Annotated in this window: 21 protein-coding genes; 10 read left to right on the top strand and 11 right to left on the bottom strand. The window is 63.4% G+C overall.

All coding sequences use genetic code 11. The annotated features are described in order from the left end of the window. Positions 1-138: 138 nt before the first annotated feature. Positions 139-1,092 (bottom strand): G5 domain-containing protein, encoded by a 954-nt coding sequence (locus ACQ4LY_RS04125; protein WP_431074726.1) that lies wholly within the window; start codon positions 1,090-1,092, stop codon positions 139-141. Continuing rightward, the gene (locus ACQ4LY_RS04120) at positions 1,061-1,624 is read right to left on the bottom strand and encodes a VOC family protein (RefSeq protein ID WP_431074724.1); all 564 of its coding nucleotides are present in this window, start codon (positions 1,622-1,624) and stop codon (positions 1,061-1,063) included. Before ACQ4LY_RS04120 ends, ACQ4LY_RS04125 begins: the two co-directional genes overlap by 32 nt. A 161-nt stretch (positions 1,625-1,785) precedes the next feature. Between ACQ4LY_RS04120 and ACQ4LY_RS04115 the strand changes: the two genes are divergently transcribed. The 4 genes from ACQ4LY_RS04115 to ACQ4LY_RS04100 all read left to right on the top strand — a co-directional run bounded on the left by ACQ4LY_RS04115 (position 1,786) and on the right by ACQ4LY_RS04100 (position 4,816). Continuing rightward, complete coding sequence (locus ACQ4LY_RS04115; RefSeq protein ID WP_431074722.1) at positions 1,786-2,808, top strand: hypothetical protein; 1,023 nt, start codon at positions 1,786-1,788, stop codon at positions 2,806-2,808. A gap of 100 nt (positions 2,809-2,908) precedes the next feature. After that, on the top strand, positions 2,909-3,496 hold the full coding sequence (locus ACQ4LY_RS04110; protein WP_431074720.1) for a dihydrofolate reductase family protein: 588 nt from the start codon (positions 2,909-2,911) through the stop codon (positions 3,494-3,496). A 217-nt stretch (positions 3,497-3,713) separates the two neighbouring features. Next, positions 3,714-4,301 (top strand): hypothetical protein, encoded by a 588-nt coding sequence (locus tag ACQ4LY_RS04105; RefSeq protein WP_431074718.1) that lies wholly within the window; start codon positions 3,714-3,716, stop codon positions 4,299-4,301. Next, positions 4,301-4,816 carry an RNA polymerase sigma factor gene (locus ACQ4LY_RS04100; RefSeq protein WP_431074716.1) on the top strand — a complete coding sequence of 172 codons (516 nt, stop codon included), beginning with the start codon at positions 4,301-4,303 and terminating at the stop codon, positions 4,814-4,816. The genes ACQ4LY_RS04105 and ACQ4LY_RS04100 overlap by 1 nt, the downstream gene beginning before the upstream one ends. 1 nt (position 4,817) lies before the next feature. Here the strand turns inward: ACQ4LY_RS04100 and ACQ4LY_RS04095 are convergent, their stop codons facing one another. After that, positions 4,818-5,306, bottom strand: coding sequence for a hypothetical protein (locus ACQ4LY_RS04095; RefSeq protein ID WP_431074715.1), 489 nt, complete (start codon positions 5,304-5,306; stop codon positions 4,818-4,820). A 75-nt stretch (positions 5,307-5,381) separates the two neighbouring features. Here ACQ4LY_RS04095 and ACQ4LY_RS04090 point away from each other — a divergent pair, with 75 nt between their 5' ends. Both ACQ4LY_RS04090 and ACQ4LY_RS04085 read left to right on the top strand, forming a co-directional pair. Then, a complete protein-coding gene (locus ACQ4LY_RS04090; protein ID WP_431074713.1) occupies positions 5,382-5,951 on the top strand; it encodes a TetR/AcrR family transcriptional regulator C-terminal ligand-binding domain-containing protein in 570 nt (189 codons plus the stop codon). 80 nt (positions 5,952-6,031) lie between these two features. Further along, positions 6,032-6,442, top strand: a complete 411-nt coding sequence (locus ACQ4LY_RS04085; protein ID WP_431074712.1) for a DUF1428 family protein — start codon at positions 6,032-6,034, stop codon at positions 6,440-6,442. Between the two features lie 10 nt (positions 6,443-6,452). On the opposite strand, the gene ACQ4LY_RS04080 is transcribed toward ACQ4LY_RS04085, so the two are convergent. The 3 genes from ACQ4LY_RS04080 to ACQ4LY_RS04070 all read right to left on the bottom strand — a co-directional run bounded on the left by ACQ4LY_RS04080 (position 6,453) and on the right by ACQ4LY_RS04070 (position 9,580). Then, a complete protein-coding gene (locus ACQ4LY_RS04080) occupies positions 6,453-6,833 on the bottom strand; it encodes a hypothetical protein (RefSeq protein WP_431074710.1) in 381 nt (126 codons plus the stop codon). A gap of 101 nt (positions 6,834-6,934) precedes the next feature. Continuing rightward, on the bottom strand, positions 6,935-8,425 hold the full coding sequence (locus ACQ4LY_RS04075; RefSeq protein ID WP_431074709.1) for a GTP pyrophosphokinase: 1,491 nt from the start codon (positions 8,423-8,425) through the stop codon (positions 6,935-6,937). Positions 8,426-8,578: 153 nt separating this feature from the next. Continuing rightward, positions 8,579-9,580 (bottom strand): SDR family NAD(P)-dependent oxidoreductase, encoded by a 1,002-nt coding sequence (locus ACQ4LY_RS04070; protein WP_431074708.1) that lies wholly within the window; start codon positions 9,578-9,580, stop codon positions 8,579-8,581. A gap of 199 nt (positions 9,581-9,779) precedes the next feature. Here ACQ4LY_RS04070 and ACQ4LY_RS04065 point away from each other — a divergent pair, with 199 nt between their 5' ends. From ACQ4LY_RS04065 to ACQ4LY_RS04050, 4 genes are read left to right on the top strand one after another with little or no spacing between them, the layout of a single operon-like run. Beyond that, entirely contained in the window at positions 9,780-11,282 is a 1,503-nt protein-coding gene (locus ACQ4LY_RS04065) for a type I restriction-modification system subunit M (RefSeq protein ID WP_431074707.1), read from the top strand. 2 nt (positions 11,283-11,284) lie between these two features. Beyond that, a complete protein-coding gene (locus ACQ4LY_RS04060; RefSeq protein ID WP_431075746.1) occupies positions 11,285-12,424 on the top strand; it encodes a restriction endonuclease subunit S in 1,140 nt (379 codons plus the stop codon). A gap of 51 nt (positions 12,425-12,475) precedes the next feature. Then, complete coding sequence (locus ACQ4LY_RS04055; protein WP_431074704.1) at positions 12,476-15,835, top strand: DEAD/DEAH box helicase family protein; 3,360 nt, start codon at positions 12,476-12,478, stop codon at positions 15,833-15,835. A gap of 40 nt (positions 15,836-15,875) precedes the next feature. Beyond that, complete coding sequence (locus ACQ4LY_RS04050) at positions 15,876-16,763, top strand: restriction endonuclease (protein WP_431074702.1); 888 nt, start codon at positions 15,876-15,878, stop codon at positions 16,761-16,763. A 105-nt stretch (positions 16,764-16,868) separates the two neighbouring features. Here the strand turns inward: ACQ4LY_RS04050 and drmB are convergent, their stop codons facing one another. The 5 genes from drmB to ACQ4LY_RS04025 are packed head-to-tail and all read right to left on the bottom strand — an operon-like array spanning position 16,869 to position 26,467. Beyond that, entirely contained in the window at positions 16,869-18,794 is a 1,926-nt protein-coding gene (drmB, locus tag ACQ4LY_RS04045) for a DrmB family protein (RefSeq protein WP_431074700.1), read from the bottom strand. Beyond that, positions 18,791-22,291 carry a helicase-related protein gene (locus tag ACQ4LY_RS04040; RefSeq protein WP_431074699.1) on the bottom strand — a complete coding sequence of 1,167 codons (3,501 nt, stop codon included), beginning with the start codon at positions 22,289-22,291 and terminating at the stop codon, positions 18,791-18,793. The genes drmB and ACQ4LY_RS04040 overlap by 4 nt, the downstream gene beginning before the upstream one ends. Then, the gene (locus ACQ4LY_RS04035; protein ID WP_431074697.1) at positions 22,288-23,997 is read right to left on the bottom strand and encodes an NERD domain-containing protein; all 1,710 of its coding nucleotides are present in this window, start codon (positions 23,995-23,997) and stop codon (positions 22,288-22,290) included. Before ACQ4LY_RS04035 ends, ACQ4LY_RS04040 begins: the two co-directional genes overlap by 4 nt. Continuing rightward, positions 23,985-25,517, bottom strand: coding sequence for a hypothetical protein (locus ACQ4LY_RS04030; RefSeq protein WP_431074694.1), 1,533 nt, complete (start codon positions 25,515-25,517; stop codon positions 23,985-23,987). Before ACQ4LY_RS04030 ends, ACQ4LY_RS04035 begins: the two co-directional genes overlap by 13 nt. After that, entirely contained in the window at positions 25,514-26,467 is a 954-nt protein-coding gene (locus tag ACQ4LY_RS04025) for a hypothetical protein (RefSeq protein ID WP_431074692.1), read from the bottom strand. The genes ACQ4LY_RS04030 and ACQ4LY_RS04025 overlap by 4 nt, the downstream gene beginning before the upstream one ends. Positions 26,468-26,514 lie beyond the last annotated feature (47 nt).

Genomic DNA, 26,514 nt, shown 5'->3' with positions numbered 1-26,514 from the left:
GTTGAGCGAGCACCGCGGATGGCCGGGGCGCAGCGCTTCTGAGGGCGGCACGGCTTCAGCGGCACCGACCCGAACTCGGGCGAGCGGGCGTTCTACTTAAACCGGTCGCTGAGGGCTGGCTAGCTGACCGGCATCCGCTCACTTGTCGCAGGCGATGCCGTCTCCGTCGTTGTCGAGGTCGTAGATGTCGCTGCCCACGATCGTGACCGGGCCCTGCACATACGCGGGCCCGTTGCCACTGCCGCCCGCGCAGTCCACGTCGCTCGAGATCGGAACGCATGCTCCGGTGTAGTTCGGGTCGCATCCGCCGCCACCCTGCTGCACGAGCGGAACCGGTGCCGCCACCGGAGCCGGAACCTTGCTGCCGATCGAGGTCACCTCGTTCACCGGGGCGGTCTTGACGACCTCGCTGACGACTTCACGAGAGACCTCGACGCCGTCGATGAGTGTCACGCGGTAGGTGATCACCGTGATGCCGTTCACCCCGACCGTGGTCACTGCGCTCGAGCCCTGCAGGCTCAGCGGGTCGTCTGCCGTCGTCTGCACGAATGGGACGACGACCTCTTCTGACACGGTGTCGAAGGTCGTCGGGGTCGGCGTGGGAGTCGGGCTCGGTTTTGGAGTCGCGGTCGGCACGCTCGCGAACGGCTGCGGGTTGGAGGCGGTCGGGGCCTCGACGCCACCCGTGCTCGCGCTCGCGATGCCGCCGCCGGTGACGAGCAGCGCGGCCAGACCGAGGGCCACCAGACCCGAAGGCCGCGATCGGAGTCCGAGGGCGGGCAGCGGGCGTGCGAGCAAGACGATCAGTCCTACTGCGACCACTGCGGTCGCGACGAGAACGTTCGCGATCGGGGACAGCCGCGCGAGCAGCCCGCCGACGACGAGCGCGCCGACGATGATTCCGGCCGTGCGCCATCCGGTGCGACGCTTCGCCGGTGCGGATGCTTCGGGCGCTGCGGGCTGTGCGAACTGTGTCGTCACGGCCGCGGCCGGTGACGGAGCCGTCGCGCCGGTCCACCGGACGCCATCCCACCAGCGCAGCTGATTCGGATTCTCAGGATCAGGATGCCAGGCGGCAGGCGGCTGAGACATGAAGAGTTCCCCTCGACTGTGAGGCGACGAATCGCCGGCGCCCCCAGAGCGCCACTGCCTGTATATCGGTACGGCGGCGCGCCCGACAACTGTCGAATCTGAAACGTGATGATGCCGTGCGTGCGGCCATCACTCTGCGGGATACTTCACGCGCCCCGCGAACCCTCCCACCCCACCCAGTCCGGACGATCCACGACACAGAACCGGTGCCCTCGGGGTCTTCCATGATCACGTAGTCGGCGTCGTCCGGCAGGTTGTCCCAGTGCACCTCGCGCGCGCCGAGCTCGGCCAGGCGGCGGACTTCGGCTGCCTGATCCTCGGCATAGATGTCGAGGTGGATGCGAGGCGGCAGCACCCGCTCGGAGTGATGCGCGTCGAGGGCGATGCAGGGGCTGTCCGCATCGCGCGGTTTCAGCACGACCCAGTCGTCGTCCGCCGGGTCTCGCTCGACGTAGTCGAGGGCCGCCTGCCAGAACCGGGACTGCGCCGGCAGGTCATTCGCGCGGATCACGATCGACACGATCTTCAACATGCCGGTCAGGTTAGGGCGGTGCGCAGCACCGGGCCAGGGGTGCGCTGCTCAAGTTGGTCTGCTGTTGCGAGTATGCGTAGAACGATCGCCGGCCAGATGGCGTCCCCCCCCGTGTCACCGGGGGCGCAGCCAAAGTGCACCCAGCCGGTACCCTCAAGCTCATGTCATTGAATGGTCCCGCGTTTTCGAGCACGCGCATCCTCGTTTGGGCCCAGCTCGCCTGTGCTCCCGACCTCGACCTTGCTCGGGACGAGGTGGCACGGTTGCGAAAGCTGGGGCTGAACGTCTCGTTCGAGGTCTCGGTTGAGACCGACCGTCCTTGGAGCGATCTGGCTGAAGTACTGCAAAGCTTCGACCCAGATATTTTTCACTACATTGGCCACGGTCATCGAGGGCGCCTGATCGCGCTTGACTACGATTCCGATACCGGGAGATCAGAACGTGAGATCACTCCCGCTGAACTCACGCATGCTTTTCGTAAACGATCCGCGCGTCTGCGCGGGGTCGTCTTGAACGGGTGTGATACGGCGCATTGGGCGCCCCATTTCATTCCCGACGACGGTTGGGTAGTCGGGGCTACCCGCAACGTCGGAGACGACCCGGGGACCTTGTTTGCCGACATGTTCTACACCTACATTGAGGCGGGCGCCTCCGCGAAAGACGCTTTCGAGGATGCGGTTGAGTATGTCGCCCAGGCCGACAACGGAATCCGACCGCCTATCGTGCGCTGGGTTATGGATCCTGAGCCGACGGTCTTCCTCCGCCAGGTCTTCGATCGTCAATCGTTTCGCCTGCCAGTCAGAGCAGAGGGGTCATTGTACGACTTAGCATCCGCGCTGGACGGGGCTCACGACGCCCTCAGCACGCGTACTCTTGCTACACGGACCCAAATCGAAGATCAGAGTGTGGTCTATTGCCGTGAGCCGCTAGACCGTGAACTGGTCCGAGTGCTGAAGAAACGCCTCACTCTGATTCGCGCTGATCTTCGACTGCTGATCCGCGAGTTTCCTGATGTCGTCAGATTCATCGATGGATGGATGTCAGTGCAACCGGACGAGTGGCCGTATTTGTTGTTTCTCGCGGACCGTATCGACGCATCGAGGAGCGCTCTCTTATCGGTTGTGAACGCGACGCTTCCGCCTGACCAGCACTTCCCGCCAATCCGATTGTCGTCCTCTGAATGATGCGATTGCGGAGCTGGAGTGAGGTGAGAATAACGGTGGAGTGCTGGAGCTACCCTGATCCCATGCATTCGGCGCGACAGTCTGCGCAAGGCGCGGCGAGATGAGACCACTGCGCTATGCGATCAACGTCACGCTCGACGGCTGCGTGCATCACGAGGCGGGGGTCGCTCCCGACGAGGAACTGATGGGCTTCTGGACGGCTGAGATGCAGCGAGCGGACGCCGCGCTCTACGGCCGAACGACCTACGAGATGATGCAGTCCGCGTGGCGTCGCCCGGAGTCCGGGGTGTGGCCCGACTGGATGGATGAGTGGGAGATCCCGTTCGCCGAGGCCATCGACCGCATACCGAAGCATGTCGTGTCGAGCACGCTCGGCGCCGTCGACTGGAACGCAGACCTGGTGCGAGGCGACCTGGGCGCTGCGGTGCGCGCGCTCAAGGCGCAGCCGGGCGAGGGGCTGTCCGTCGGCGGCGTGACGCTGCCGCTGGCATTGACCGAGTTGGGGCTGATCGACGAGTACACGTTCGTCGTGCATCCGGTGCTCGCGGGGCACGGGCCGCGATTGCTTGACGGGCTGAGTGAGCGGGTGCGGCTCGAACTGGTGGAGCGGCGGGAGTTCGCGTCGGGCGCGGTGGCGCAGCGGTACCGGGCTGCAGCCATGCGCGACGTCGACGGAGGTGAGAGCTGAAGCAATTCATCGCCTGGATGGTGCGGACAGACTGGAAGCGGGCCACCTCGCCTCGGCCGTAGCGCAGATCACACAAGGTCCCGAGGCGTGAGCTGCTCACCGTCGGGACTCTCTGCGTGACGATCCGTGCCCTTCGCCAAGTTTCTTGCGGGTCGGACAATAACCGGGACTGCGGACATGTACTGCATGAAAACGTCCGCGAGAAGGGTTTGCCCACATGAACGACACCGAACTGGGATCGCTACTGCGAGAAGCGGCGCCGCAGGTGACGACGCCTGCCAACCTCGATGCTCACAGCACTCGAATCCTGCGAGAGGCCAGGCAGCGTCGAGGGCGTGGCATGCGCTGGCTGGTCGGTGCGGCCGCGTGCATCGTGGCCATCGGCGGCAGCTCGGTCGCGATGGCCGGGGGCGGAAACGAGACGCCGTGGGGATGGGTCGCCGACAACGTCTTGAACATCGAGAGCACCGACGGCTCGGCCTGCTTCCAGGGCTTTCTGGTCAAGTGGGAAGGGGTGGCCGACGACGATCCCATCGTGCAGGACGCGAAGATGATCGTCGGCACGATGGATCTCGAAGCGCTCGATCTCACGGCTATGGAAGCCGTCGTGCGGGACGACTATGCGAATGCCGTCGATGAAGACGGTGAGCGGAGTCCGATCGAAGCCAGCGACACCGAAATCATGAGCGACGCCCTCAACCGTGTCGTCGCCGAGACTCTGTTCGCTGAACTCGAGGCGCGCGGGCATGAGATGTCGCCCGGTCACGAGGTCAGTCTCTATTCGCAGTCGACGGAGTGCCGTTGATGGGCGGCGGTGAATCAGCGGCTCGGTTCGAGGCGCTCATACGTCGGAACGGCGAGGATCTGTCCCGCTACTTTCAGCGACGGCTCCTGAACGCATCCGACGCCGCTGAGGCCTATGGGGAGTTGCTTCTCACCGCATGGAAGATCAGGCGCAAGATGCCGGCCGATGAGCTCGAGGCCCGGATGTGGCTGTTCGTCACCGCGCGGAACGTGCTGCTGAACTCGCGACGCTCGCTCGCCCGGCGCTCAGCGGCCGTCCAACGGTTCGTCGACGACGCGCGGTCGACGCACTCGGTGGCAGACGGCGACGGCCTGTCGGCTGAGGTCAGGGAAGCGATCGAGGCGCTCAGCGACGATGACGCAGAGCTCGTGCGGCTCGTCTACTGGGATGGCTTGCGTTCGCATGAAGCGGCGGCCGTGCTGCGGATCAACCCCTCGACCGCTCGATCTCGCCTGTCGAGCGCGAAACGTCAGATACGCGCGAACCTCGAAGAGACCTCCACGGCGCGCAGGTGAGTCACGCGGTGTGTTGCCGGCGCCTGGCCCAGAGTGCGACGAAGCCGGCGTAGGCGCCGAAGATCGCGATGTAGCCCAGCGCGAGGATCCACGGCCCGGGGCCGTTCTGGTACCACCACGTCACATAGAGCAGGAACGGCACGCTGCCTATGGCTCCACCGAGACCCGCGCCGACGACCATTCGTCCGCGGGTGGTCAGCGCGCTGGTGGCGGTCGGCTTCATGCGCCTGCCGATGTATGCGCCGAGCGCTGCAGTCAGGCCCGAGACGATGCCCGTGATGACCGTCGGAATCATCATCAGAAACAGGGTCCACCCGAGGGAGGCTTGCGAGTCTGGCAGGTGGCTGAGCACCGAGACCGCCTGAGCTGCCGTCATCACGGCGGTGAAGATCACGAGTCCGAAGACGGTGAGCGCGAGGGTCAGGATGCCCATCCTCACCGACTGTTCGGCAGGCCGGAGGCCGGGCTGTTCTTCGAGATGTTCCCCCATGCCGCGACTCTATCGCCGGGCGGGTGGTCGAACATGCCGTTCGTCACGTTCCGTCCCGCTCGGTAGCCTGGTTTGATGCCCCGTCCCCGAAGTGAAGCCGCGCGCCAGTCCGTGCTCGAGGCGATGCGCGCCGCCGTCGTGGCCGGTGAATACGAGGCAGTGACGATCGAGGGACTCGCGGAGTCGGCAACAGTCTCCAAGCAGACGATCTACCGCTGGTGGCCGTCGAAGGCGGCGATCCTCGGCGAGGCGCTGCTCGAGGGAGAGGTGCCCCTCGCGGATGCGACCGTCGCGATGAGTGACGACATCCGGGCCGACCTGCATGCCTGGTTCTCCGCGATGTCCGCCGGCATGGAGCGGCCCGAGGGCGTCGCACTCGCCCGGGCTCTGATCGCGGTGACGGCCACCGACCACGAACTCGGGCTCGCGCTCAACGAGCGGCTCGCGGCGCCGATCCGCTCGTGGGTCGCCGAACGGATCGCGCGCGGTCAGGCTGCGGATGAGATCCGCGAAGACGTGGATGCTGACGCCATCGCCGACCAGCTCATCGCCATGGCGTCGTACGCCGCGCTCATCGGTCAGCCCTTGAGCGCAGAGCGCGTCGAGGAGACCGTGACGCGGCTGCTGCGAGGCATTGCGCGGTAGGACCCGTCCGGCCAAGGTGGAGGGGATCGGCGGCGGATATCCGCGCGATCAACACGTGAAGCCGAGGACTGGAGCCGAGCATGGTCATCGCTGACATCACCGTCGTTCCGGTGTCGACGGAACGCAAAGCCGCCTACCTGGACTTCTCGATGCGGATGGCGGACGTGTACCGCGACCACGGTGCGATCAGCGTCGTCGACTACTGGCAGTCGAGTGATTCAGCCGACCAGGCCGACTTTCACGCAGACGGGGCGTCGTACGAACCGGGCGAGCTTACGAGCATCGCCGACCTTGCAGGAGTGAGTGCAGGCGAGTCCGTCGTGGTCTCGGTGATCACGTGGTCGTCGCGCGAGGCGCGCGACCGTGGGACGGCTGCTGCCACGCAGGACGCTCGCGTCCTCGAGACGCTCGACGAAGAGCCCGTGTTCGAAGGTGGTCGAGTGATCGGCGACAGCTTCGAGATCGCGATGAGCGTTCCCGACCACGAGTGACGGGCGCCGGTTACGGGGTGCAGTAGGTGAGCATCGCGTCGGTCGCCGTACGCATTTCGGTCGAGGCTGCATCCAGGCCCGTGACGTCGCCGGTGATGGCCTTCTCGCCCTCGGTGACGAATGCGTCGATGCTCGTCGTCCACGAGTCGCGGAGCGTGACGAACTCGTCGGGTCCGTCGATGCCGCGGATGTTCTCGGCGACCTTCTTGACCTCATCGAGCGCCGCCTGCGCGGCCTCGGGGGTCGGCGAGCTGACGCTCTCGATCACACCCGTCACCTGCACGGCCTGAGCCGCGACCTGGCCGCAGGCCGCGAGGGTCGACGCCTGAGAGCATCCGGACAGCAGCAGGATGCCGACGGCGAGCGTCGCGAGCGCGGGGAGCTTCTTCATGACAGCCAGGGTAGGTGACGCAGATGTGAGGGCTATTGCCATCCTCCGCCGTGCGCTTGTACGTCGCCGTTCGATCAAGCGGCTTGTTCAGCAATGACTAGCTACACTTCGATACCAAGCCAATCGCAGAGCTCGTGACCGGATGCCGCACGATCGCCTACCAGACCATTGACCTCGGCCATCGAGATGATTCGATCGAAAAGGATCGCTTTGACCTCGTCTGCGGTGATGTCACGCGAGATGCGGTTCTTGCCGTTGACCGCTTGGAGCACGTAGGCAGCGTGGGGGCGCACGACTAGCGTTCCCCTCGACTCACCATCTGATCGCGCCTGTCGCGCGAGTGCGTCGACTTGCGAGACTGTGGCACTGCTCCCCTGAGTTTCAACGTGGGCGCTTTGAAGAACATTGGTGACCGATATGACGACCTGCTCCAGTCTCTCGGCGCCAACCAGAGGGATTGCCTTGTCGTAGGTGCGCAATTCTCTAACAATGGACGGCACAGCCCCCGTGCCCGTGTCTTCCAGGATCCAACCCTCGGGAACTGGAGTGTTCGGCGGGTGAACATACCCCGGGGCGGGCCCTGAAAGCTCTGCCTCGGGGACGATGTCTTCGAGAAACTTCTTGAAACCTCCCCACTTCGACCAGGTGCGGGTGATCTCTGTTCCGAAGATCTGATTCAAGTCTTGTGACAAAGCGGCGAGGGCGACGGGTTTCGTAAGACCACGGACGATGCGCAAGGTCTCCTCGATTAGGGCCGCCTCCAACTCCTTCTGTTCAGTCCTCTCGTAGTCGGATGGAGGTTTTGGCTTCTCTAGTCGGGAGGAAACCGTGAGCGGAGTCGGAGCGGTCGAGTCTGCGGTGCCGGAGATATATGCGACATCGGGCTGGTCTTCTACGCCCGCAACTGCAAGAACAGATCGTTGGGTCTCGACGTCGAGTCCTGTGCGCAGGTCCTGAGCGATATTGTCGACGGCGGCAAGGAGCTCTGCCATCCGCAGGGACATGCTGACTATCCATTCGGGGACGGTGGACCCGGGCTTATACGTGTCCTCGTGGGTGAGTTCTCCCCAACCGTCCTGAAGTAGTGTTCTCGCTTGAACCTCTACTCGAACACGCCGTGTCCCATTAGTTCGCGGCACTGGCACTACAAAATTTACGTGAAAGGCCCGGTAGCCCGACGGCTTTGGGTTCGTGAAGTAGTCGCGGTGGGACTCACTCTCAACGGCGAGGCTCACAGCATCCGGAGCGTCGATCGGGAGTTCGCCGACAAGCTCCTGAAATGTGTTTATATCCGATAGGTTGTTGCACACCAGTCGAAGTCCCACCAGGTCGTCGAGAACGGCTGGCACGTCTTCGTACGAAGTTATCTTGCCGGCATACTTGTCCCGCCCTAACTTGGCGAACGAACGCTGGGCAGATTTTACGCGACTGGTGGAGATGCGAAACCGGCCCCGGTCAACCGAATCTATTCGATCGTCGAGCAGTTCGCCGAGCAGGCGGACTGCCGTTGCCTTTGCTGGATCCAAGAAGCTTCGCTTGGCTCCGTCATGCCATTCGCTATATTCGATGTACTTCGGTTCGAATTGACTCATTTTCCCCGCCCTGCGCATGGAACCAGATTTCCCGAAGTATAGGTCACGTCTGGTCGCGGGAGCGAAGAAGGCCGGCTGCGACACCGTGATTGAGCTGGAGATCGAAGAACGCCCCTGCCGTTCGGGTCGGCAGGGGCGTGGTCATCGGGGTGCTTACTGCACCGACCATCCACCATCTGACGCCAGCACGGCCCCGTTGATGTTCACGGCGTCGTCCGACAGCAGGAATGTGATCGACGCGGCGAGGTGCTCGGCGGTCGCAACCGTCGGGATCGACTGCTGGAAGGGGGCCAGGCGGCCGGAGCCGTACTCCGACATGTTCGGGGGCATCGGGATGCCGGTGGCGACGCCGCCCGGAGCGACGGAGTTCACGCGGATGCCCTTCGGCCCGTACATGAACGCCGCGGACTTCGTGACGCCGATGATGCCGTGCTTGCTGGCTGTGTAGGCGTTGCCCGACGCGTTGCCGCGCAGACCCGCCTCGCTGGCGACGTTGAGGATCGAGCCGCGGCCGGCCTTCTCCATGACCGGCAGCACCGCGCGCATGAGCTTGAACGGGGCGGTGAGGTTGATGGCGATGACGCGGTCCCACACGGCATCCGTCGTCTCGCCTGCGGGGGAGAAGTCGTCGTTGATGCCGGCGACGTTCGCGAGGGCGTCGATGCGGTCGCCCGCGGCGGCGATGACGGCGTCGATCGCGTCCTGCTTGGTGAGGTCGCCGGCCACGGTGGTGATGTCGGCATCCGGCAGTTCGGCCTTCAGAGCGTCGAGCTTGTCGGCGGCGATGTCAGAGGCGATGACGCGTCCGCCTTCGCGGGCGATGCGGGATGCGGTGGCCTTGCCGATTCCGGATGCTGCGCCCGTGACGATCACGGTCTTGCCGGCGAAACGTCCGGTGGTGGGCTTCTCGGCCCAGCCCTCGGACTCGTCGGCCTCAGGGATCTCGCCGTCGTTGGCCGCGCGCACGAGGTCGTCGACGACCGACTGCGGGAGTGCGCCCTGGCTCATCGCAACGAGCTGCTGCAGCGGCAGTCCGAGCACGGGGGTGAGGAGCTCCGGGTCGGCGCCGGTCTGCTCGAAGAGTGCGCGGATGAGGGGCCCGCCGGTCGGGTCGTTCAGCCAGTCGCCGATGGTGGAGTGTGCGGTGAGGACCATGGTCGAGCTCCTTGGGCTTGGGTTTCGCAACGGTGCGTCTACTTATGATAAGCGTACTTCGCCGCGCCGCTGAGGGCCAGCGATTGCCCCCGCACAGCTCGACACAGACTCCGCGAGCTCGCGACAGAAATGCCAGTGTCCGTGGCCGATGAGATCCTGCTCGACTGCCTTCTGCAGGGCGGTAGAAAGAGGTTCGATCATGGAGATCGACAAGACGTGCGGGAACCGTAGGCTGGAGCGCGTGATTACGGGTGAACTGAAGAGCAAGGTCGACCGCGTCTGGGAAGCCTTCTGGTCGGGAGGCATCAGCAATCCGCTGATGGTCATCGAGCAGATCACCTACCTGCTGTTCTTGCGACGCCTGGATGAGATCCAGACACGCCACGAAAAGGAAACGAACCTGCTCGGCTCGTCGAGCGTCCGCCCGGTGTATACCGAAGAGCAAGATGTGATCCGCTGGTCGCGTCTGCGCAATGCGGGCGGCGACGTGATGTTCGAGCGTATGAGCTCACGGGTCTTTCCGTTCCTACGCACGCTTGACCGCAGCGAGTCTGGCGCCGGCTTCGGCATGAAGGACGCCACCTTCATGATCCCGAACGCCCAACTGCTGTCGAAGGTCGTCGACCTCATCGATGAGATCCAGATGACAGACCGCGACACCAACGGAGACCTCTACGAATACCTGCTGTCGAAGATCGCCTCGGCCGGTGTGAACGGTCAGTTCCGTACCCCGCGCCACATCATCAACCTCATGGTCGACCTGATGCAGCCGAAGCCCGGCGATGTGATCGTCGACCCGGCGGCTGGTACGGCCGGGTTCCTGGTGAGCGCCGCCGAATACGTGCGCGAGCACTCGCCTGAGGTATTGACCGACGCGTCGCTGCGCGAACAGTTCGATCAGGGCATGTTCCACGGCTATGACTTTGACGCGACCATGCTGCGCGTCGGCAGCATGAACATGATGATGCACGGCATCGAGTCTCCCGACATCAGCTACCGCGACTCGCTGTCAGAGGGCGCGGCCGACGACAAGGATCGCTACACGCTGATCCTTGCCAACCCGCCATTCGCAGGTTCGCTCGACTACGAGGCGACCTCGAACGAGCTGCTCGCCGTTGCGAAGACCAAGAAAACCGAGTTGCTGTTCCTCGTGCTGTTTCTTAAACTGCTGAAAGCCGGGGGACGAGCGGCGGTGATCGTTCCAGACGGTGTGCTGTTCGGCTCGACCGGTGCACACAAGACTCTGCGGCGGGCTCTCGTCGAAGAGCACAAGCTGGATGCCGTGGTGAAGCTCCCCTCCGGCGTGTTCAAGCCCTATGCCGGGGTGTCGACCGCGATCCTGTTCTTCACGAAGACGGGTGTGGGCGGCACTGACCACGTGTGGTTCTACGACGTGACCGCCGATGGGTACTCACTCGACGACAAGCGCACCCCCATCGCTCAGAGCGACCTCGACGACGTGCGCGCCCGCTGGGCCGCGCGCAACGGCGCCGAGCGCGACCGCTCCCGCACCGACCAGTCGTTCACGGTGCCGAAGTCCGAGATCGTTGCCCAGGGCTACGACCTCTCGATCAACCGCTACAAGGAGATCGTGTACGACGAGGTCGAGCACCGCGACCCGCTGGAGATCATCGCCGACATCGAGCGCATCGAGGCCGAGATTGCGGAAGGACTTGCGAAGCTCAAGGGGATGCTGTCGTGAGGATGGTGCCGCTGGGGGAAGTCGTTGAACTCTCTCAGTCCACGGTCGATCCGTCGACTGTCGATGCCTTGACCCCATACATCGGCCTTGAACACATCGAGCGGGGCGGGCGGTTGCTCGCCCATCCGACGGTAGGGGAAGCGGGACCCACGAGTCCCAAGGCACGGTTTCAGGCCGGAGACCTCCTCTTCGGAAAGCTTCGGCCGAACCTTGCGAAAGTGGTGCTCCTGCCCTACAGCGGCGTCAGCAGCACCGATCTCCTGCGTATCCGCCCGAGCGGCGAGATTGACGCGAGCTACCTACGTCATTTCTTGCTTTCACCGGAGGCGGTGAGTAATGCAGCGTCGCTTGCCACCGGGGCAAACCTCCCTCGCCTCACGGCGTCTAAGCTCGGCTCGTTCAAGGTTCCGCTTCCCGATATTGAGGAACAGCGGCGGATCGCCGCGATCCTCGATCAGTCGGTTGTGTTGCGTGACTTGCGTCGCGAGGCCATACCCCTGCTGCAAGATCAGGGCCACGCGATTTACGATGAGATGTTCGAGAGCACCGTCGCGACAACGACGGTGCTTGACATTGCGTTGAAGACTCGCACTGGCCCGTTTGGTAGCCAACTACTGCACAGCGAGTTCGTCGACGAAGGAATTGCGGTACTGGGCCTGGACAACGTGGTCGGCAACACCTTTAAGTGGGCGCAACCTCGGTACATCGCGGTTGAGAAGTTTGATGTACTGCGCAGGTATCAGGTCGAGAGCGGCGATGTACTCGTCAGCATCATGGGAACGACTGGCCGGTGCGTGGTGGTTCCTGACGGCATTCCGACGGCGATCAACACCAAGCACATCTGTGCGATCACAGTTGACCGGAGGTTGATAACGCCGGAGTTCTTGAGAGCGACGTTCCTGTGGCATCCCGAAGCCCGCCGATATCTGCGGCAGCAGACGAAGGGCTCGATCATGTCTGGCCTCAACATGGGAATCGTTCGGGCGATGCCCGTTCCTTTGCCTCCGCTCGCTCAGCAACAAGTATTCGCTCAACGCCTGGTGGCAGTTGAGCGAGAGGTGCAGCGCATGGAGGCAGAGGCGACTGAGCTCGACGCCCTCTTCGCCTCTCTCCAGTCTCGCGCATTCCGCGGCCAACTCTGACCCACGCACCACTCATCCGCTACAAAGGAAGAAACGTAACGAGGGGGGACGATGGGCAACTTCGACTTCGTCAGACAGACGCAGCCGCAGCTGTTCGATGATGCGGCGCGCGCCGAGTCATACGTCACGAACGACCCGCGCACGGCGACCATCTACGCGCGCCGGGTTTCGGAGCACCTCGTCGAGCACCTCTACGAGCTGTGGCAGCTCGACGCGCCTTACCGCGACGACTTCTCCGCTCGGCTCAACGATCGCATCTTCAAGCACTACACGCCGCAGGCGATCCGTGCGAAGCTCGACCTGATTCGCCGCCAGGGCAACAACGCCGTGCACCGGCAGTCCGCTATCCCAGCTCAGGTGGGTATCAGTGTGCTGTCGGAGCTCTTCCACGTGCTTGTCTGGGCGGGGCTTCACCACTCGCCGCAACCGGATGCGGTGCCGATGGATGCCCGGTTCGATCCGGCCATCGCCGCGCAGGTCGCACCGCTGTCTCGTGGTCAAGTGCAAGAGCTCGCGCGCAAATTCCGCGAACAAGACGCCAACTACGCAGCGGCAGTTGCGGCGAAGAATAACCAGATTGCCGAGCGTGACGCCGAGATCGTCCGTTTGCAAGAGCAGATTGCGGCTGCCCAGGCGGCCGCTAGCCAGACGGATCGTCACGACTACCGCGAGGCAGACACCCGCACGGCCCTCATCGACGAGCTCCTGCACGAAGTAGGATGGGCGCTCGCCGATGAACGCGACCGCGAGTTCCGTGTCACCGGCATGCCCAACGACTCGGGCGTCGGCTACGTCGACTACGTGCTTTGGGGCGACGATGGGCTTCCCCTCGCAGTCGTTGAGGCCAAGCGCACGACATCGAGTCCACGGTACGGCGAGCAACAGGCCTCGCTCTACGCCGACCGCCTGCAAGAGCGCTACGGCCGCCGCCCTGTGATCTTCACCACCAATGGCTATGAGCACACGATCTGGGACGACGCCAGCGGCTACCCGCCTCGCCGCGTCGACGGCTTCTACACGAAGTCCGAACTCGATCTGCTCGTGCAACGGCGCCACACGCGCCGAGCGCTCTCAACCGCGCCGATCAACACCGACATCGCCGGACGGCCATACCAGCAGCGCGCGATCCGTGCGGTCGGCGACGCCTTCGACCGCCGCCAGCGCACCGCCCTGCTTGTCATGGCGACGGGCTCCGGTAAGACCCGCACGACGATCGCCCTCGTCGACCAACTGATCAAGCAAGACTGGGTCAAGCGGGTGTTGTTCCTCGCCGACCGCACCTCGCTTGTGAAGCAGGCCACTCGCGCCTTCACCACCCATCTATCCGACACGACGACGGTGAACCTGTCGGCAGACCAGGCCGGCGACGGGCGCGTGTTCGCCGCGACCTACCCGCGCATGCTGAACCTTATCAATGAGGTCGACGACGGCGTGCGCCGATTCACGCCTGGCTACTTCGACCTCATCGTCATCGACGAGGCACACCGCTCGGTGTACGACAAGTACGGCGCCATCTTCGACTACTTCGATGGACTAGTTGTCGGCCTCACAGCCACGCCGAAGAACGAAATCGACCGCAATACATACAGTCTGTTCGACCTGGAAGACGGAGTGCCCACCGACGCGTACACGTTGGAAGAGGCGGTCGCCGACGGGTTCCTCGTGCCGCCGCGAGGGGTGTCTGTCGAGAGTCAATTCCTACGCCAGGGCATTCGCTACGATGATCTGCCGCCCGAGGCCCGCGACCAGTGGGATTTACTCGACTGGGGCGACGACGGCACACCCGACGAGGTGACCGCCGATGAGGTCAACCGGGTGCTGTTCAACACCGACACTGTCGACAAGGTCATTCGCACCCTCATGGAACAGGGCTACAAGGTCGGCGGCGGCGATGTGCTTGGAAAGACGATCGTCTTCGCGAAGAACCAAGCGCACGCTGAATTCATCCGCGAGCGCTTCGACGCGTCTTACCCCGAGCATGCCGGACGATTTGCCCGCGTGATCACTCACGCCACGGCATACGCGCAGCAGCTCATCGATGACTTCTCCGATCCGGAGAAGCGGCCGCAGATCGCCATCAGCGTGGACATGCTCGACACCGGCATCGATGTGCCAGACGTGGTGAACCTCGTCTTCTTCAAGCCCGTGCGCTCCAAGGCGAAGTTCTGGCAGATGATCGGCCGCGGCACCCGCCTCCATCCCGACCTGTTCGGGCCGGAGATGGATAAGACCGACTTCCTCGTCTTCGACTTCTGCGGCAACCTGGAATACTTCAGCCAGGATCTTCCCGAGACGAATGGCTCGACGCAAAGGTCATTGACTCAGCGTCTCGTCGAGGGCCGCCTGCACTTGCTTCAGGCGATCGGCAGCAATGCCCCCGAGGTGCGGGCGCGTACAGCGGCACTTCTGCATGACTTTGTCAGCGGGATGAATCTCGACAATGTCGTGGTGCGCCGGAATCGCGCGCTCGTCGAGCACTTCAGTTACGACGTCGCATGGGAGTGGCCTAGTCGCGAGGACCTTGACGCGGCGGTCGAACTGGCTGGGCTTCCGTCGGCGACTCGCGATAATGACGAGTTCGCGAAACGCTTCGACCTCATCATGCTGCAACGGCAGCTCGCGCAGATCGAAGGCGATGCGCTGACGGCGGAACGTGTCCGCGAGACGGTGCAGGCGATCGCCGAGTCGCTGCTTGGGAAACTCAGCATCCCGATGGTGGCGCAGCATTCGATCTTGCTCGAATCGGTCGCCGGGGACGAGTGGTGGACGGATGTCTCGCTCGAAATGCTCGACCTCGCCCGACTTCGACTGCGTGGGCTTGCCCGCTTCATTGATCGAGTGCGACGTTCGCCTGTGTACACCGACTTCGAAGACACGCTCAGCGAGGGCGTCGAGGTCATCTTGGGTACCTCGGTGACGGGAACGGATATCCGCCGCTTCCGAGACAAGGCCAGAGCCTTTCTCCGCACGCAAGAGAACCACTTGTCGATGCAGCGATTGCGGCGAAACTTGCAGCTCACCGTGAGTGACCTCTCGGCGCTGCAGGGGATGCTCGTTGATGCGCAGATCGCCTCGCCCGTTGAGATCGAGTACGAGGCGACGACCGCCGGAGGGCTCGGTCTGTTCATTCGCTCGCTCGTCGGTCTCGACCGCCCGGCCGCGACCGAGGCATTCTCTCGGTTCCTCGACTCGTCGGCATTCTCTGTGCAGCAGATTCGCTTCGTCGAGCTCGTTATCGACGAGCTCACGGCGACGGGCGTCATGGAACCGAGTCGGCTCTTCCAGGCGCCGTATATCGATACGGCGCCCACGGGGCCCACCGGTCTGTTTACGGATGAAGAAGCAGTTGCGATCGTTTCGACGCTGCGCGCGGTGCGCGCGCATGCCGTGCCGCTAGCAGCGACAGCGTGAGTCTCGCGCTGCAAGCCTGACCTATACGGAGGAACCTCACGTGTCGATTCCGAAATGGCATGAGTTCATGGCACCGATTCTGCGCATTGCAGCGGATGGAGCTCTCCGCGACCGTAGCCAGATCACGGCCGAGGCCGCAGACGACGTGAATCTGACTGCTGACGAGCGGGGGATCACTTTGACGACCGGCCAGCCGATGTATGCGAATCGGGTCGGTTGGGCGATCTCGCATCTGACCAAGTCAGGAGCACTTGAACGACCGGAACGCGGGAAGTATGTGATCTCCCAGCTCGGTCGACGACTCCTATCTGAACGCCCCGATGCCACACGCGCGGACGTCGAGCTTGTCACCGGGTATCGGCGAGTCAAGGCGGTGTCGGAGCAGCCTCAAGACTCCTCCGCTGATGAGGACTCACTGGACCCGGCCGAATTGATCGATCGAGGGATCAAGCAGATTCGCGCGGATGTCGCGTCCGAGCTGCTGAACCGCATCCTGACCAAGTCGCCGGCGTTTTTCGAACAGACGGTCGTCGACCTTCTTGTCGCGATGGGATACGGCGGGGCGGAAGGGCAGGCGAACGTCACCTCGCTGACAAATGATGGCGGGATCGACGGGGTTATCGACCAAGACACTCTCGGCCTGAATCGCGTCTACGTTCAAGCCAAACGCTACGCGGCCGACAACGTCGTTACCCGCCCTGATGTTCAGGGCTTTGTTGGCGCACTCAGCGGAAAGGCCGACGGCGGTGTCTTCATCACTACCGGTCGTTTCAGCCCAGGCGCTCGTGAGTACGCAGACGTCGTGCCGACGCGGATAATTCTGATCGACGGACAACGGCTCACCTCATTGATGATCCGCTTCGGAGTTGGTGTGCAGACGCGAGAGACGGTGCACATCGTCGAGATCGACGAAGACTTCTTCGAGTAACTTGGAGGTAGGCGTGCGAATTCAATGCCCCATCGTTCGCCCGATGAGGACCATCCCCGCGGGCTATGTCCTCGCCGTCAGCAGGTACCGCCCTTCAGAAACACTTCAGTCCGAGAACGCGCCCGAGAAGTAGCCCAAGTTCGGGTCATCCAGAGTGCCGATCACGAGACCTCGATCGAGGAATCGATTGAACTCCTCGCAGCTGGTCTCGGGGAGGAGCCCACAGGCGTGACACGCGGCAAGGTTGCAGGAGTCCGGCCCCTGCCCCTTCTCGCCTGCATCCATACACACCGGATCAGTCGAGCACCATTGCGCGTCCGCCAGAGCAGAGGCAAGAACTTGCCGCAGGTTGTCCGGGCGTGCCATGCGAACAAGTCCGCCCATCGTCCCTTCTGAGTCGCCCGCCGCTGTGTAGATCAGTACGCCGGCCATGTTCCGATCCGCCGAGTCAGAGACGTAGAGGCGCTCCCGGAGCGAAGCCGAGCTGTAGCCGCAGGCGAAGATGAACTCGTTGATCAAGAGATGCGACAACGTGTGCAGCAACACGAACCTTGCGCTGATCGCCCGCCCCTGCAACCCGCGCTGGCTTGCCACTGATCCGTAATGATCGGTGATCCGCTGTGCCCGCGCCTGGACCTCCGCACGTCCTTCCCAGGCTGCAAGGCGTGCCCCATCGAGCTCGAAGTAGATTCCTTCACCCTTGACCACATAAGCAGGCAGCCAATCCTGCGCGGGGGTCAAGCTGGCACGCCTGAGCATCGCCTTCCCCTCCGTCAGCTTCAGCTCGCCGTCGCGAACCCGACTAAACCCCCGCAACGCGCGCGTTTCCCGAAGCACATCGACCGACCTCACGCGAGAGAGATGGTTTGCTAGATCAGTGTGAAGGCCCGGGTCGGATGCCGCGAGGAAGTCATCTTTCGGTGTCTCGCGAATCTTCACGTACTCCGGATGCCGCCAGATGTCGTCGCTCGTCAGGCTCTCCGCGTCGGACGGAGTCTCGGCTTGCTCCTCCCCGCTGCTCTCCCCGATGCCGAACTTATCTTGGTATGCCGCCAGTATTTTGTCGTCCGAAATGGGAGCGAAGAGCTCGGGCGGGACGTTTCGCTCCAGCAGCTTCCTTAGCTGCCCGCCCGACACCTCACCAAGACCCAATTGAAACACGTTGTTGAAGGTCGTGCTGACAGCAGGGTGTCGGAGCAGCTGATGAACCTCCTCGCTGACGGCTCCCTCACGTCGAGGGAGGTAGATCGAGGACTCCACCTTGGGGAAGTAGACGTTTCCAGCGGCACGCAGCGCGCCTCGAATCGGCTGATCGCAGACGCCGTCGAGCTGCGCTAACCAGGGCCGGGCCCCACTGCAGAGATAGGGCTGTTCGGGCGAGACGAGGTGATCGCTGAGATTGGTGTGTTCTTCTCCGTTCTTGTCGAATCGGGCCTCGGTAACCCCTCGAAGCGAGCGCTCCTGCTTGCAGGTATCGCAGGTTACGATTTGCCCTTCGAGCCCGCCGCCTCCGCGTGATACGAGGCGCAACGTGCCCGTACACGAGGGGTTGGCCGATCGATGCACCCACTTGTCAAAGGGAAAGTCATCCAGGTGCCCTCGGGTGCAGATTGCCACGAACGGAACCTGCGACATCTTCGGCTTGTACTTCTTGTCGGCATGCTCGTTGTCTTGGCACTCCACGAGCGTCTTCATCGTGAGCTTGCTGAGTTCCAGACGCTTGCAATAGATGCAGAACGACCATCGAGGGAAGCGCAACACGGGCACGGTAAGTCGGACGTTTCGCAAGTCGCTGCCCTGGCCTGATGGCCTATAGTCGGGTGGCAGTCGGAACTCGGAGACTTTGAGGCGAGACTCAAGCCGCCAGTCGTGTTCCTGGTACTCGTCCATCGCGAGAGCGCTTTGGTCGACGGCCTCGTACCAGTGATCAAGACCAGCAGTGATCACTGAGGTTCCATTCACAAGCACGCTCATGGCCCCCACGCCGAATGGAGTCACTAGCTGCGCGCGGCGCATTGCTCCAGTGCTCATGCCTTCTCCTCCACGGCCGTGTCCTCGAACAGGTACGCCTGACTGATCTCCAGGCGGCACTCGGCATCGACGTTCCGCATGCTTGTCGGCACATCCCAGATCGTCGCGCGCCTATCCAGATCGGGGAGGGTTCCCGCGAACCGCATGAGTCCCTGCAGCGGATCACCAGTACGGGGGTTGGCGTCCCACTCGGTGCGCTCCCAGCCACCCCACTGACGGGCGCGATCACGCGCAATACGATCGAAGACCGGGAGCTCGTCGGGTTCCGTGATTTCTGCTCGCTCACGCAACAGGCGAATGGCCTCGTCGTAGGCAGTCGAAGGGAACGGGTCAGGGCCGAGTGTCTCGGGAGCGGTCTGCCGAACATAGGCGACCGCGGCAGCGTGAAGCGCTCTGCGAAGGACCGGCATGGCAAATGGAGTGACCGAAGTAGGCTCCACCTGCGCGTAAAGCTGTTGATGGTAAGTGCGGAAACGCTCGTAGTGACTGCGGTCACGCGGCTTCGCGGCCCCGTAGATGGTGATAACCAGTCCGGGGCTGACCTCCGAATTCCGGCCGACTCGGCCGCTCACCTGAATGTACTGCGCCGTGGTCTTCGGTTGCCCGACGATAGTCATCAGCGCGAGCCGCTCGATGTCCACGCCTACCTCGATAATGTTCGAGGCGAGACAGATATCGATAGCCTCTTGTCTTTCCTTCCCGGGGGCGTACCTCACCTGGAGCTGTTCGATCGCCTTTGGAATCTCGTCTGACCGCCGCCTTGATGTGAGTTCCATCTGTCGGTGAGGCCACCGTGGCACGATCCCATCCCGTCGGCGGAGCCCGGTGAGATAGTCGGGAATGTCAGCCTGGAGGAGCGAGACGGTATTCCCGAGCTCCCGGAGCGAGTTGAGGAAGTTGAGGTTGGTCCAGTAGCCGTCCCGGTCCTCTTCCGGGATGTCCATCGCAGCCTGGAGGGTTGCGGCGGCGACACGTACCTGGACCGTCTGTGTCGACCCGAGCGATGCGCTCATCACACCGATGTAGCGCCGCCCTGGTTCCGGGGTTCCGTCGACCGAAGTCGCGGGTTCAGCGAAGAAGGACCGCCCCTCCTCAAGGCCGTGCGGCGGAAAGAGCGCGACGGTCTCCCTGCCGAAGAGCCCCTTAATCTGGTCCTCGTATCGCCTGACCGTCGCTGTGGAGGCAATGATCTTCGGGAGCACTGGACTTGCGCCGCGGCGATCGGTGCACAGTTCGTCGATCACGGGCTCGTAGATTCCGACCATCGAGCCGAGCGGGCCGGAGATCAAGTGCAGCTCGTCCTGAATGATCAAGCTGGGCGGGGACACCTTTCGCGCGCCACTCGCGTCAAGTCCGAAGAGATTCCTCGCCCTGGGGCGCCACGCCAACATCGCGAACTTGTCGACAGTTCCAATGACAATCGAAGGCCGTGCTTCATAGATGTCGTCATCGACAACATGGACCGGCAGACCAGCACGGCGCGAATACTTGCACTCCCCATCAATGCAGCGGAGCACGACTTTGCCCGCTGCTTCTTCGTACCCGATCGGTTCCTGTCCGCCGCCCTTCTTAGCCTGTGGGCCCATCTGTGCGCCGCACCAGGGACACCTCAGCAGAAGGAAGAGATTCTGCTCGTGGGGCTTTCTACGCAGAGCCCGCAAGTTGTCAAGTGCTTGCTTCCAGGTATTCGGCGTTGAGCCACTACCCAGCCAAATCCCGATTCCAAACGGTGCAGCACCGAGGGTGTCAGAGTTCTGCTCACGAATGTCTTCGAGCACGCAGACCAGCGATGCAGCACGGAGGAACTGCTGCGCCGTGAGGAGACGCAGGGTGTATCGCATGAGCGTGTCTGTTCCGGCGTCCTCGGGGTTGCGGATCCGCCGAGAGAGCAAACTGACGGCGGCTGCTCCAAGATACGCCTCTGTCTTGCCACCACCAGTGGGGAAGAAGATCAGATCGACGTCGCCGCGAGTCTGGCGTTCTGGCTCTACGAGTTCGGGCAGCACTGCAAGTAGGAACGCGATTTGGAATGGACGCCAGTTTCCCCGGCCAGTCCGCACGGTTAGCGCGGGGTGCGCTCTCTCGACTCTCCACCGACCATCGCCGCTCTGCTTGGCCTCGCGCAGCTCGAATCCTGATCGGACCTGCTGGAGCAGCATCGCCTCGTTTGCCCAGCGAAACGCTTGCGCAGCTCGATCGTTCGCTGCCACGAGGCTCCAACCTGTTCGCATCCGCGTCAGCGCCGTTCGTGCTCGACGCATGTGCTCTCTCGCGGCGTCCTGGTAGCGCGGAAGCATCTCGGGGATCTCGGCCTCCCGCCGACCTATCCACTTCTCATACTGGCTGAGGACAAGCTCCACTTGGGCGGCGCCGTCGTCGCTACCACTCGCCAGGGCCGCCATACTGACAGCTACCGGCTGCCGCTTGCCATCGGCATCGAAGACAGGATTCCCGTTGTCGTCAGACAGGTACACGTTGGGTGAGAGGCTGACGACCTCATACGCAGGCAGAGCCGCGGCCTGCACGAACGGCACAACGCCAGCGGCGTTAACTGCACCCCACTCGGCTGCACAGCCATGCCCGATCGCATAGGTGCGCTGGTTCCGGTACAGGAGGTCAAGTGATCGCTCCTCCTCATCCCGGTCGGGCAGCTCAACCTCCGGATAGGGCACGATTTCAGCGTCGCCGACAGTCGACACCTTGAAGCCAACCTGAAAGACCGCCGCAGACGGGCCGGAACCAGGGGCATCATTGACGACCGCGAGGGTCACGATCCTGAGAGTCGGGTCGTCAGCCCCGGGGACCGGACGGCTGAACACCCGCACCGCAAGAGGGACAACGCCTTCGCCGCCCAGGAGCACGACGTCCACAACCTTGAGCCGATTCGTCTCCCGCAGAACCGTACGACCCGAGATCGTGCCGACCGCCTCGAAGGGGCGTCGCGCCCACCAATCGACTGGTTTCGCGACACCTGGGATGTGGACAGTTAGCTTCTCATATCTCGCGCCGACTATCTCAACAGTGAGGGTTCCCGAGTCAGCTAGCCGAGTCTCAAATGAGACGGCCATCGCCGAAGGCTTGAAGGTGTTGGCATCCGTGAGATCGAAGTCATCCGAGTCAGCGACATCGTGGTGGACATGGCCCCGAATCTCCACAGGCGGCCCCATCTGGTCGTCTTCGGAGAGCGCGATACCCGTGACTCCGTCGAGGGCGTCGGGAACGTTCTCTTCAGCTCTCTCCACCGGCGAACCGCCGACGGTAGCGCCCGCGAACAAGACTCCGACGCCGTAGCGCTTGAGCGGACTGCCGCTCGTGAGAATCTCCTGGCCGCTGTCCGCATCGTGGAACTGGCCCCGGGATGCCTCCGTCGTCTCGAAACGCACGACTCCAGCGTTGATCGTCAGCGGCTGCCCGCGCACAGGATCACCGTCGAGGGGACCAAAGAGCTCACGCCGTAGGGCCGCCTCGACGGTCTCACGGGCTTCAATTCCGCTCATGCCTCAGCTCCAACCAGTCGCCGCAACGTCTTCGTTTCTACCAGGGCGGTTAGGCGATCCGTCGCGCGTGTCAAACCGATGTAGACGAGCGCATCGAAGTGCGACTCAGCCGCGACGTCGAGGTCAGTGACGACAACAGCCGGCGCGTCCAGTCCCTTGAACGCGTGAATGGTGGAATAGCGGAGCCGCCCCTTAACCGGTTTCGACCCGTCTGCGGGACTCAGCACTTGACGAAGCCAGGGGTCGGATGTGCTCGCAGCCACAGAGTTATCGCCAAGTGGGCTGAGCACGACGATCTCTGTGAGATCGAAGCCTCCGTCGCGCAGATCGCCTACGACCTGCCGCAGTATGGCGGCCTGGTCCTCGCCGCGGGTGTACTTGACGATCGTCGGATCGATGCCGTCGTCGGTTCGGCGGAACTCTCTGAACCCCGGCGTCAACCGACCGAAAAGATTCACCTGATACCCGATGCGGGGCAGGTTCCGGCAGTTTTCCGACAGTCGGAAAGACGCCAGATGCGGCGCTCGGGCACGAAGCACTTCTCGTGCGCTCTCGCTGCCATAGATCGCCTGACGTTCAAAGTCACCGAACATGAGCACACGACCGTCGCGCAGCCCGCCCTTGACGAGCAAGTCGAGGAAGTCGAGGTATGTGTCGGTCGCGATGTCCTGAATCTCATCGATGATGAGGAAGTCTCCAACCTCCTCCGCACTCTGCTCAGCGAGGCCCTCAAGTGCCAGTTCGGGCAGGGCTCGCTCCCAGAAGTCGCTATCGGCGTCTGTCGGCGGGCCGCTCATGCCGGCGAGCCACAGCATCTCCTGGTGCAATGTGCCCACGCGGAGCCCCACGACATCCGAGAGTTTCTCGCGGAGGCTGTGCCCTAGCAGGCGGTTGAAGCACAGGAGTCGACCTACTCGCCCCTGAGCGACCTCCCGCTGAGCTGACTCGGCGGCGAGGAAGGTCTTGCCTGTGCCGGCGGGGCCAGTGAACAAGACGCCTCTGTTGTCGGCGGCTGAGTCCAGTGCGCGGTACTGCTCCTCGACGAATCGAGCGAGCTGACCCTCTCGCGCTTGTCGGCGGTCCCCAGTAGTCATCACAACCTCGAACCGCGGGCGAAGCGTGGCCACGATCCGCTCAGATGTGGCCCGGTCCGGGCCATATCCACCAAACCCGAAGTACTTGATCATCGAGGTGAGGTGCTCCGCTCCCTCTCTCATGACTCGTTCAAGCGCTTGAGCTGTGGTCGGGAGGTCTGTCGAATCGAGCACCTGCCACGAGTGCCACTCAGGTGAGTCGGGCAGCGTCGCTCGCGCACGCACTCCCGTGAACCACGCCGCGTGCAGGACCGGGACATCCCGCAGCTCGACCCGTTTGCTTAGCAGGTAATCGCGGATGCTGTGCATCGCCTCCTGGGCTTGCCGGAAAGGTCCTCGCACGGTCGGAGGGTCCTGACCGAGGCGCCAGGTGCCGTCGGAGCTACGCGCGACCGACAGGTGCGACTTCACCTCGACGACCAGCAGACCAGCGTCGGGCACCACGACGACGAAGTCCGCCTCACCTTCGACCTGTCGCTCATGCTGTGCGATCCCAAGTGAGTGCAGCACAGTCCAGTGTTCGGTCCCAGCAGCATCCTGCAGTGCAGCGAAGACGGCCTTCTCGCCCGGAGGCGCGGACTCGGTGCAGTAGGCCGGAATCATTCGAGCCATTGAGCACCCTCGTCAGCAAAGGGTACGCGAGCGTCGTGGCGGGCGATCAGCTCCGTAAATGGCGCGATCGCAAGGGCGCGGGTGACGAACATGCCGCGAAAGCCTGGCTCAGCAATGTCGAGAGTCATATGGCCGACGCGCTCGAGCTCGTGAAGGTCCGCCGCATCTGCGGCTGCCTCCAGTCGGTCACGCAGCTCCCGGGTGGCTCGATGCACCTCATGTCTCAGCAATGAGGCGTGCCCGAAGTACGGCTGGAGCGGTAGCCCCAGCCACCCAAGGAGCAGCTCGAAATCGCGATCACTCTGCGGACGGATGATGTGAGGCGATGTCCAGGCGCGAGCCTGGCCTGCCGCACGAACCCCGAGTCCACGCAGAGCGCGTTCGGAGTCGCGGATGCCGCTCGCCTTAAGTCGCTCAATCAGCGTAGATTTCCAGCTTGCCTGCGACTCCTGGGTTGCTGACGCGCGAGGGCCGATTCGCGTAAATGCTCGCGCATGGAGGGACTCGCGCTCAGCCTCACCTTCACGCAGAAGCAGGTACGTGCCCGGAGCGACCGCGGACACCTCGGAATAGCCAACGCGCTCGCCGGGCGGCTGTGTCGGATCAAGCGCGCGGATGCGTTCACCATCGTCATCAAGCCAGATTGCACGATTCCCCGAAAGAAGGATCTTGCGCCCTTCCACCTCGTCCGCGTTCGGCGCACGTTCCTCACTCATCCGGCTACCCCATACCGGCTGCGGAAGGAGATCCTCCTCCGGGATGTGCTCGGTCTCGGACATCGCAGGCTCCGGCGACGTGGGCTGTGCGTCGCCGACCTCGACGATACGAGCGGCGACCCGGATACCGCCTTCGGCGTACTGTGCGATCGCTGACCTTGGGACGTTTCGATCGCCGAACCAGGCCGGGAGAATAAACGTCACTTCCAGCGTCCGGGGTGCTGTGACCGCCGTCGGTTTGAAGAATCGCGGTGGACCCACGAAGTAGGCGATGTCCTCGGAAACATCGGCGCGCTCAAGATCGCCGAGCGTGAGAACTCGTGCTCCAAGCGAGCCGAGCCATTCGCCCAGGGCTTCTCGCGATGAAGTGCTCGCAGTCACGACGATCGCCGAGTCCACTCCGACCTCAGCCAGCGACTCAAGCAGCACGGCGCCCACGAGTGGAGCGCGGGTGCAGAGCGCAGCCGCGGCGTCAGCGATCTCTCGCAGGAGCGCCTCTTCCTCGACGGCTCCGATCAGCCGCCGAGCCTGACGACCCACCTCGTCCACGGCAGTCGCGAGCTGAGTGTTGAGCTCTATCGGCATCGGGTCGGTGATGAGGCGCCAGCGCAGTACTTTCGCGGCACCGGCGAGATGATCCCAGACGCCGGGCCCATCCCGCTGGATCAGTCGGTACAGGCCGCGGGTGGCCGAATCGAACCTGGCACCGAGTTCGTCACGAACAGCAATGATTTCGACGCCATGCCGCACCAGCGAAGCCGAGGCCGTATATCGCTGATCGAGCTCCATGATCCGCGACGTCATAGTGCCACCGTGAATCCGAGTGCCTCGACACCGGCAGGAGGAACCCAACCGAGCTGTGTCGACAGCGCAATAGGCTCACCGCGCGAGTTTCTGAGCTGCACGACCTGTTCCTCTGCACTCTCGTCAGCAACGGATCGATCGAAGACGCACACGACGATCGGGCTTAGAACGTCATTGAGATATCTGATCGCGCCCTGGCCGTCCAGAATCGTGAGGGATACGTCATCAGGAAGCGGAAGCTGGTCAGCAAAGCCCGAAGACGAATAGATGCGCGAAAACCAAGTTGCCGATTTCTCGGTCCTCGGCAGAAGCAGGGTAGCCAGTGAGTCGCCATCGGGATCATCACCCCGGGCAAGAATAGCCTTGAGGTCGTCGCTGATCCAGGCTTTCGTGCCCACGATTGCGAGGTCCGCCGCAGGCGCCACAAGACGCCGCGCCCAGTTTTGGTCAACGCCTGTCATGCGACCGATGCTCCCGATGCGCGGTCGCGGCATCCGCTCGGCCGGGTCACCTTCAGCAGTGGCCGCGACTGCTTCCAGCATGTCCACGACCCACTGCCCTGCGAGTGAGACATCCATACGCAGCTTGTCCCGCACGACCTTTTCGGACAGCCCCTGGAACCTACCTGACATCACGTGGTTGGCGTTGACAGCACGATAGTTGCCCTGGGGCAGTGCCGCGCGCAGAACCGTCAACGGATCAGTCGTCACCTGAGCGGGCGGCCTTCCGAGAGTCCAACCGGAACCGATGAGCGCCGCTGCATACCCGCGACTCGGAACCGAGATCGCAATGATCAGCTGTCGACCGCTGAAATCTTCAAGCTTCCGCGCAAGCCGCGTTCCCAACGCGAGCACGGGACCAATCCATGACGAGCAAACCGAGGTGGATTCAGGGTTTTCCGCAAGGCTGAGGAGCACGTTCGGCCCGGGTCGACTCTCCGCCTTACTCATCGCTTTCCCCCACTCGTTGCCCTTCTACTGTAGGGATGACGGCCGAC

Origin of the sequence: Microbacterium phyllosphaerae, from assembly GCF_050628115.1 — a bacterium.
Taxonomy (GTDB): Bacteria; Actinomycetota; Actinomycetes; order Actinomycetales; family Microbacteriaceae; genus Microbacterium; species Microbacterium phyllosphaerae_A.
The sequence above is the reverse complement of the archived record's forward strand: the minus strand, read 5'-3'. Positions and strand labels throughout refer to the sequence as shown.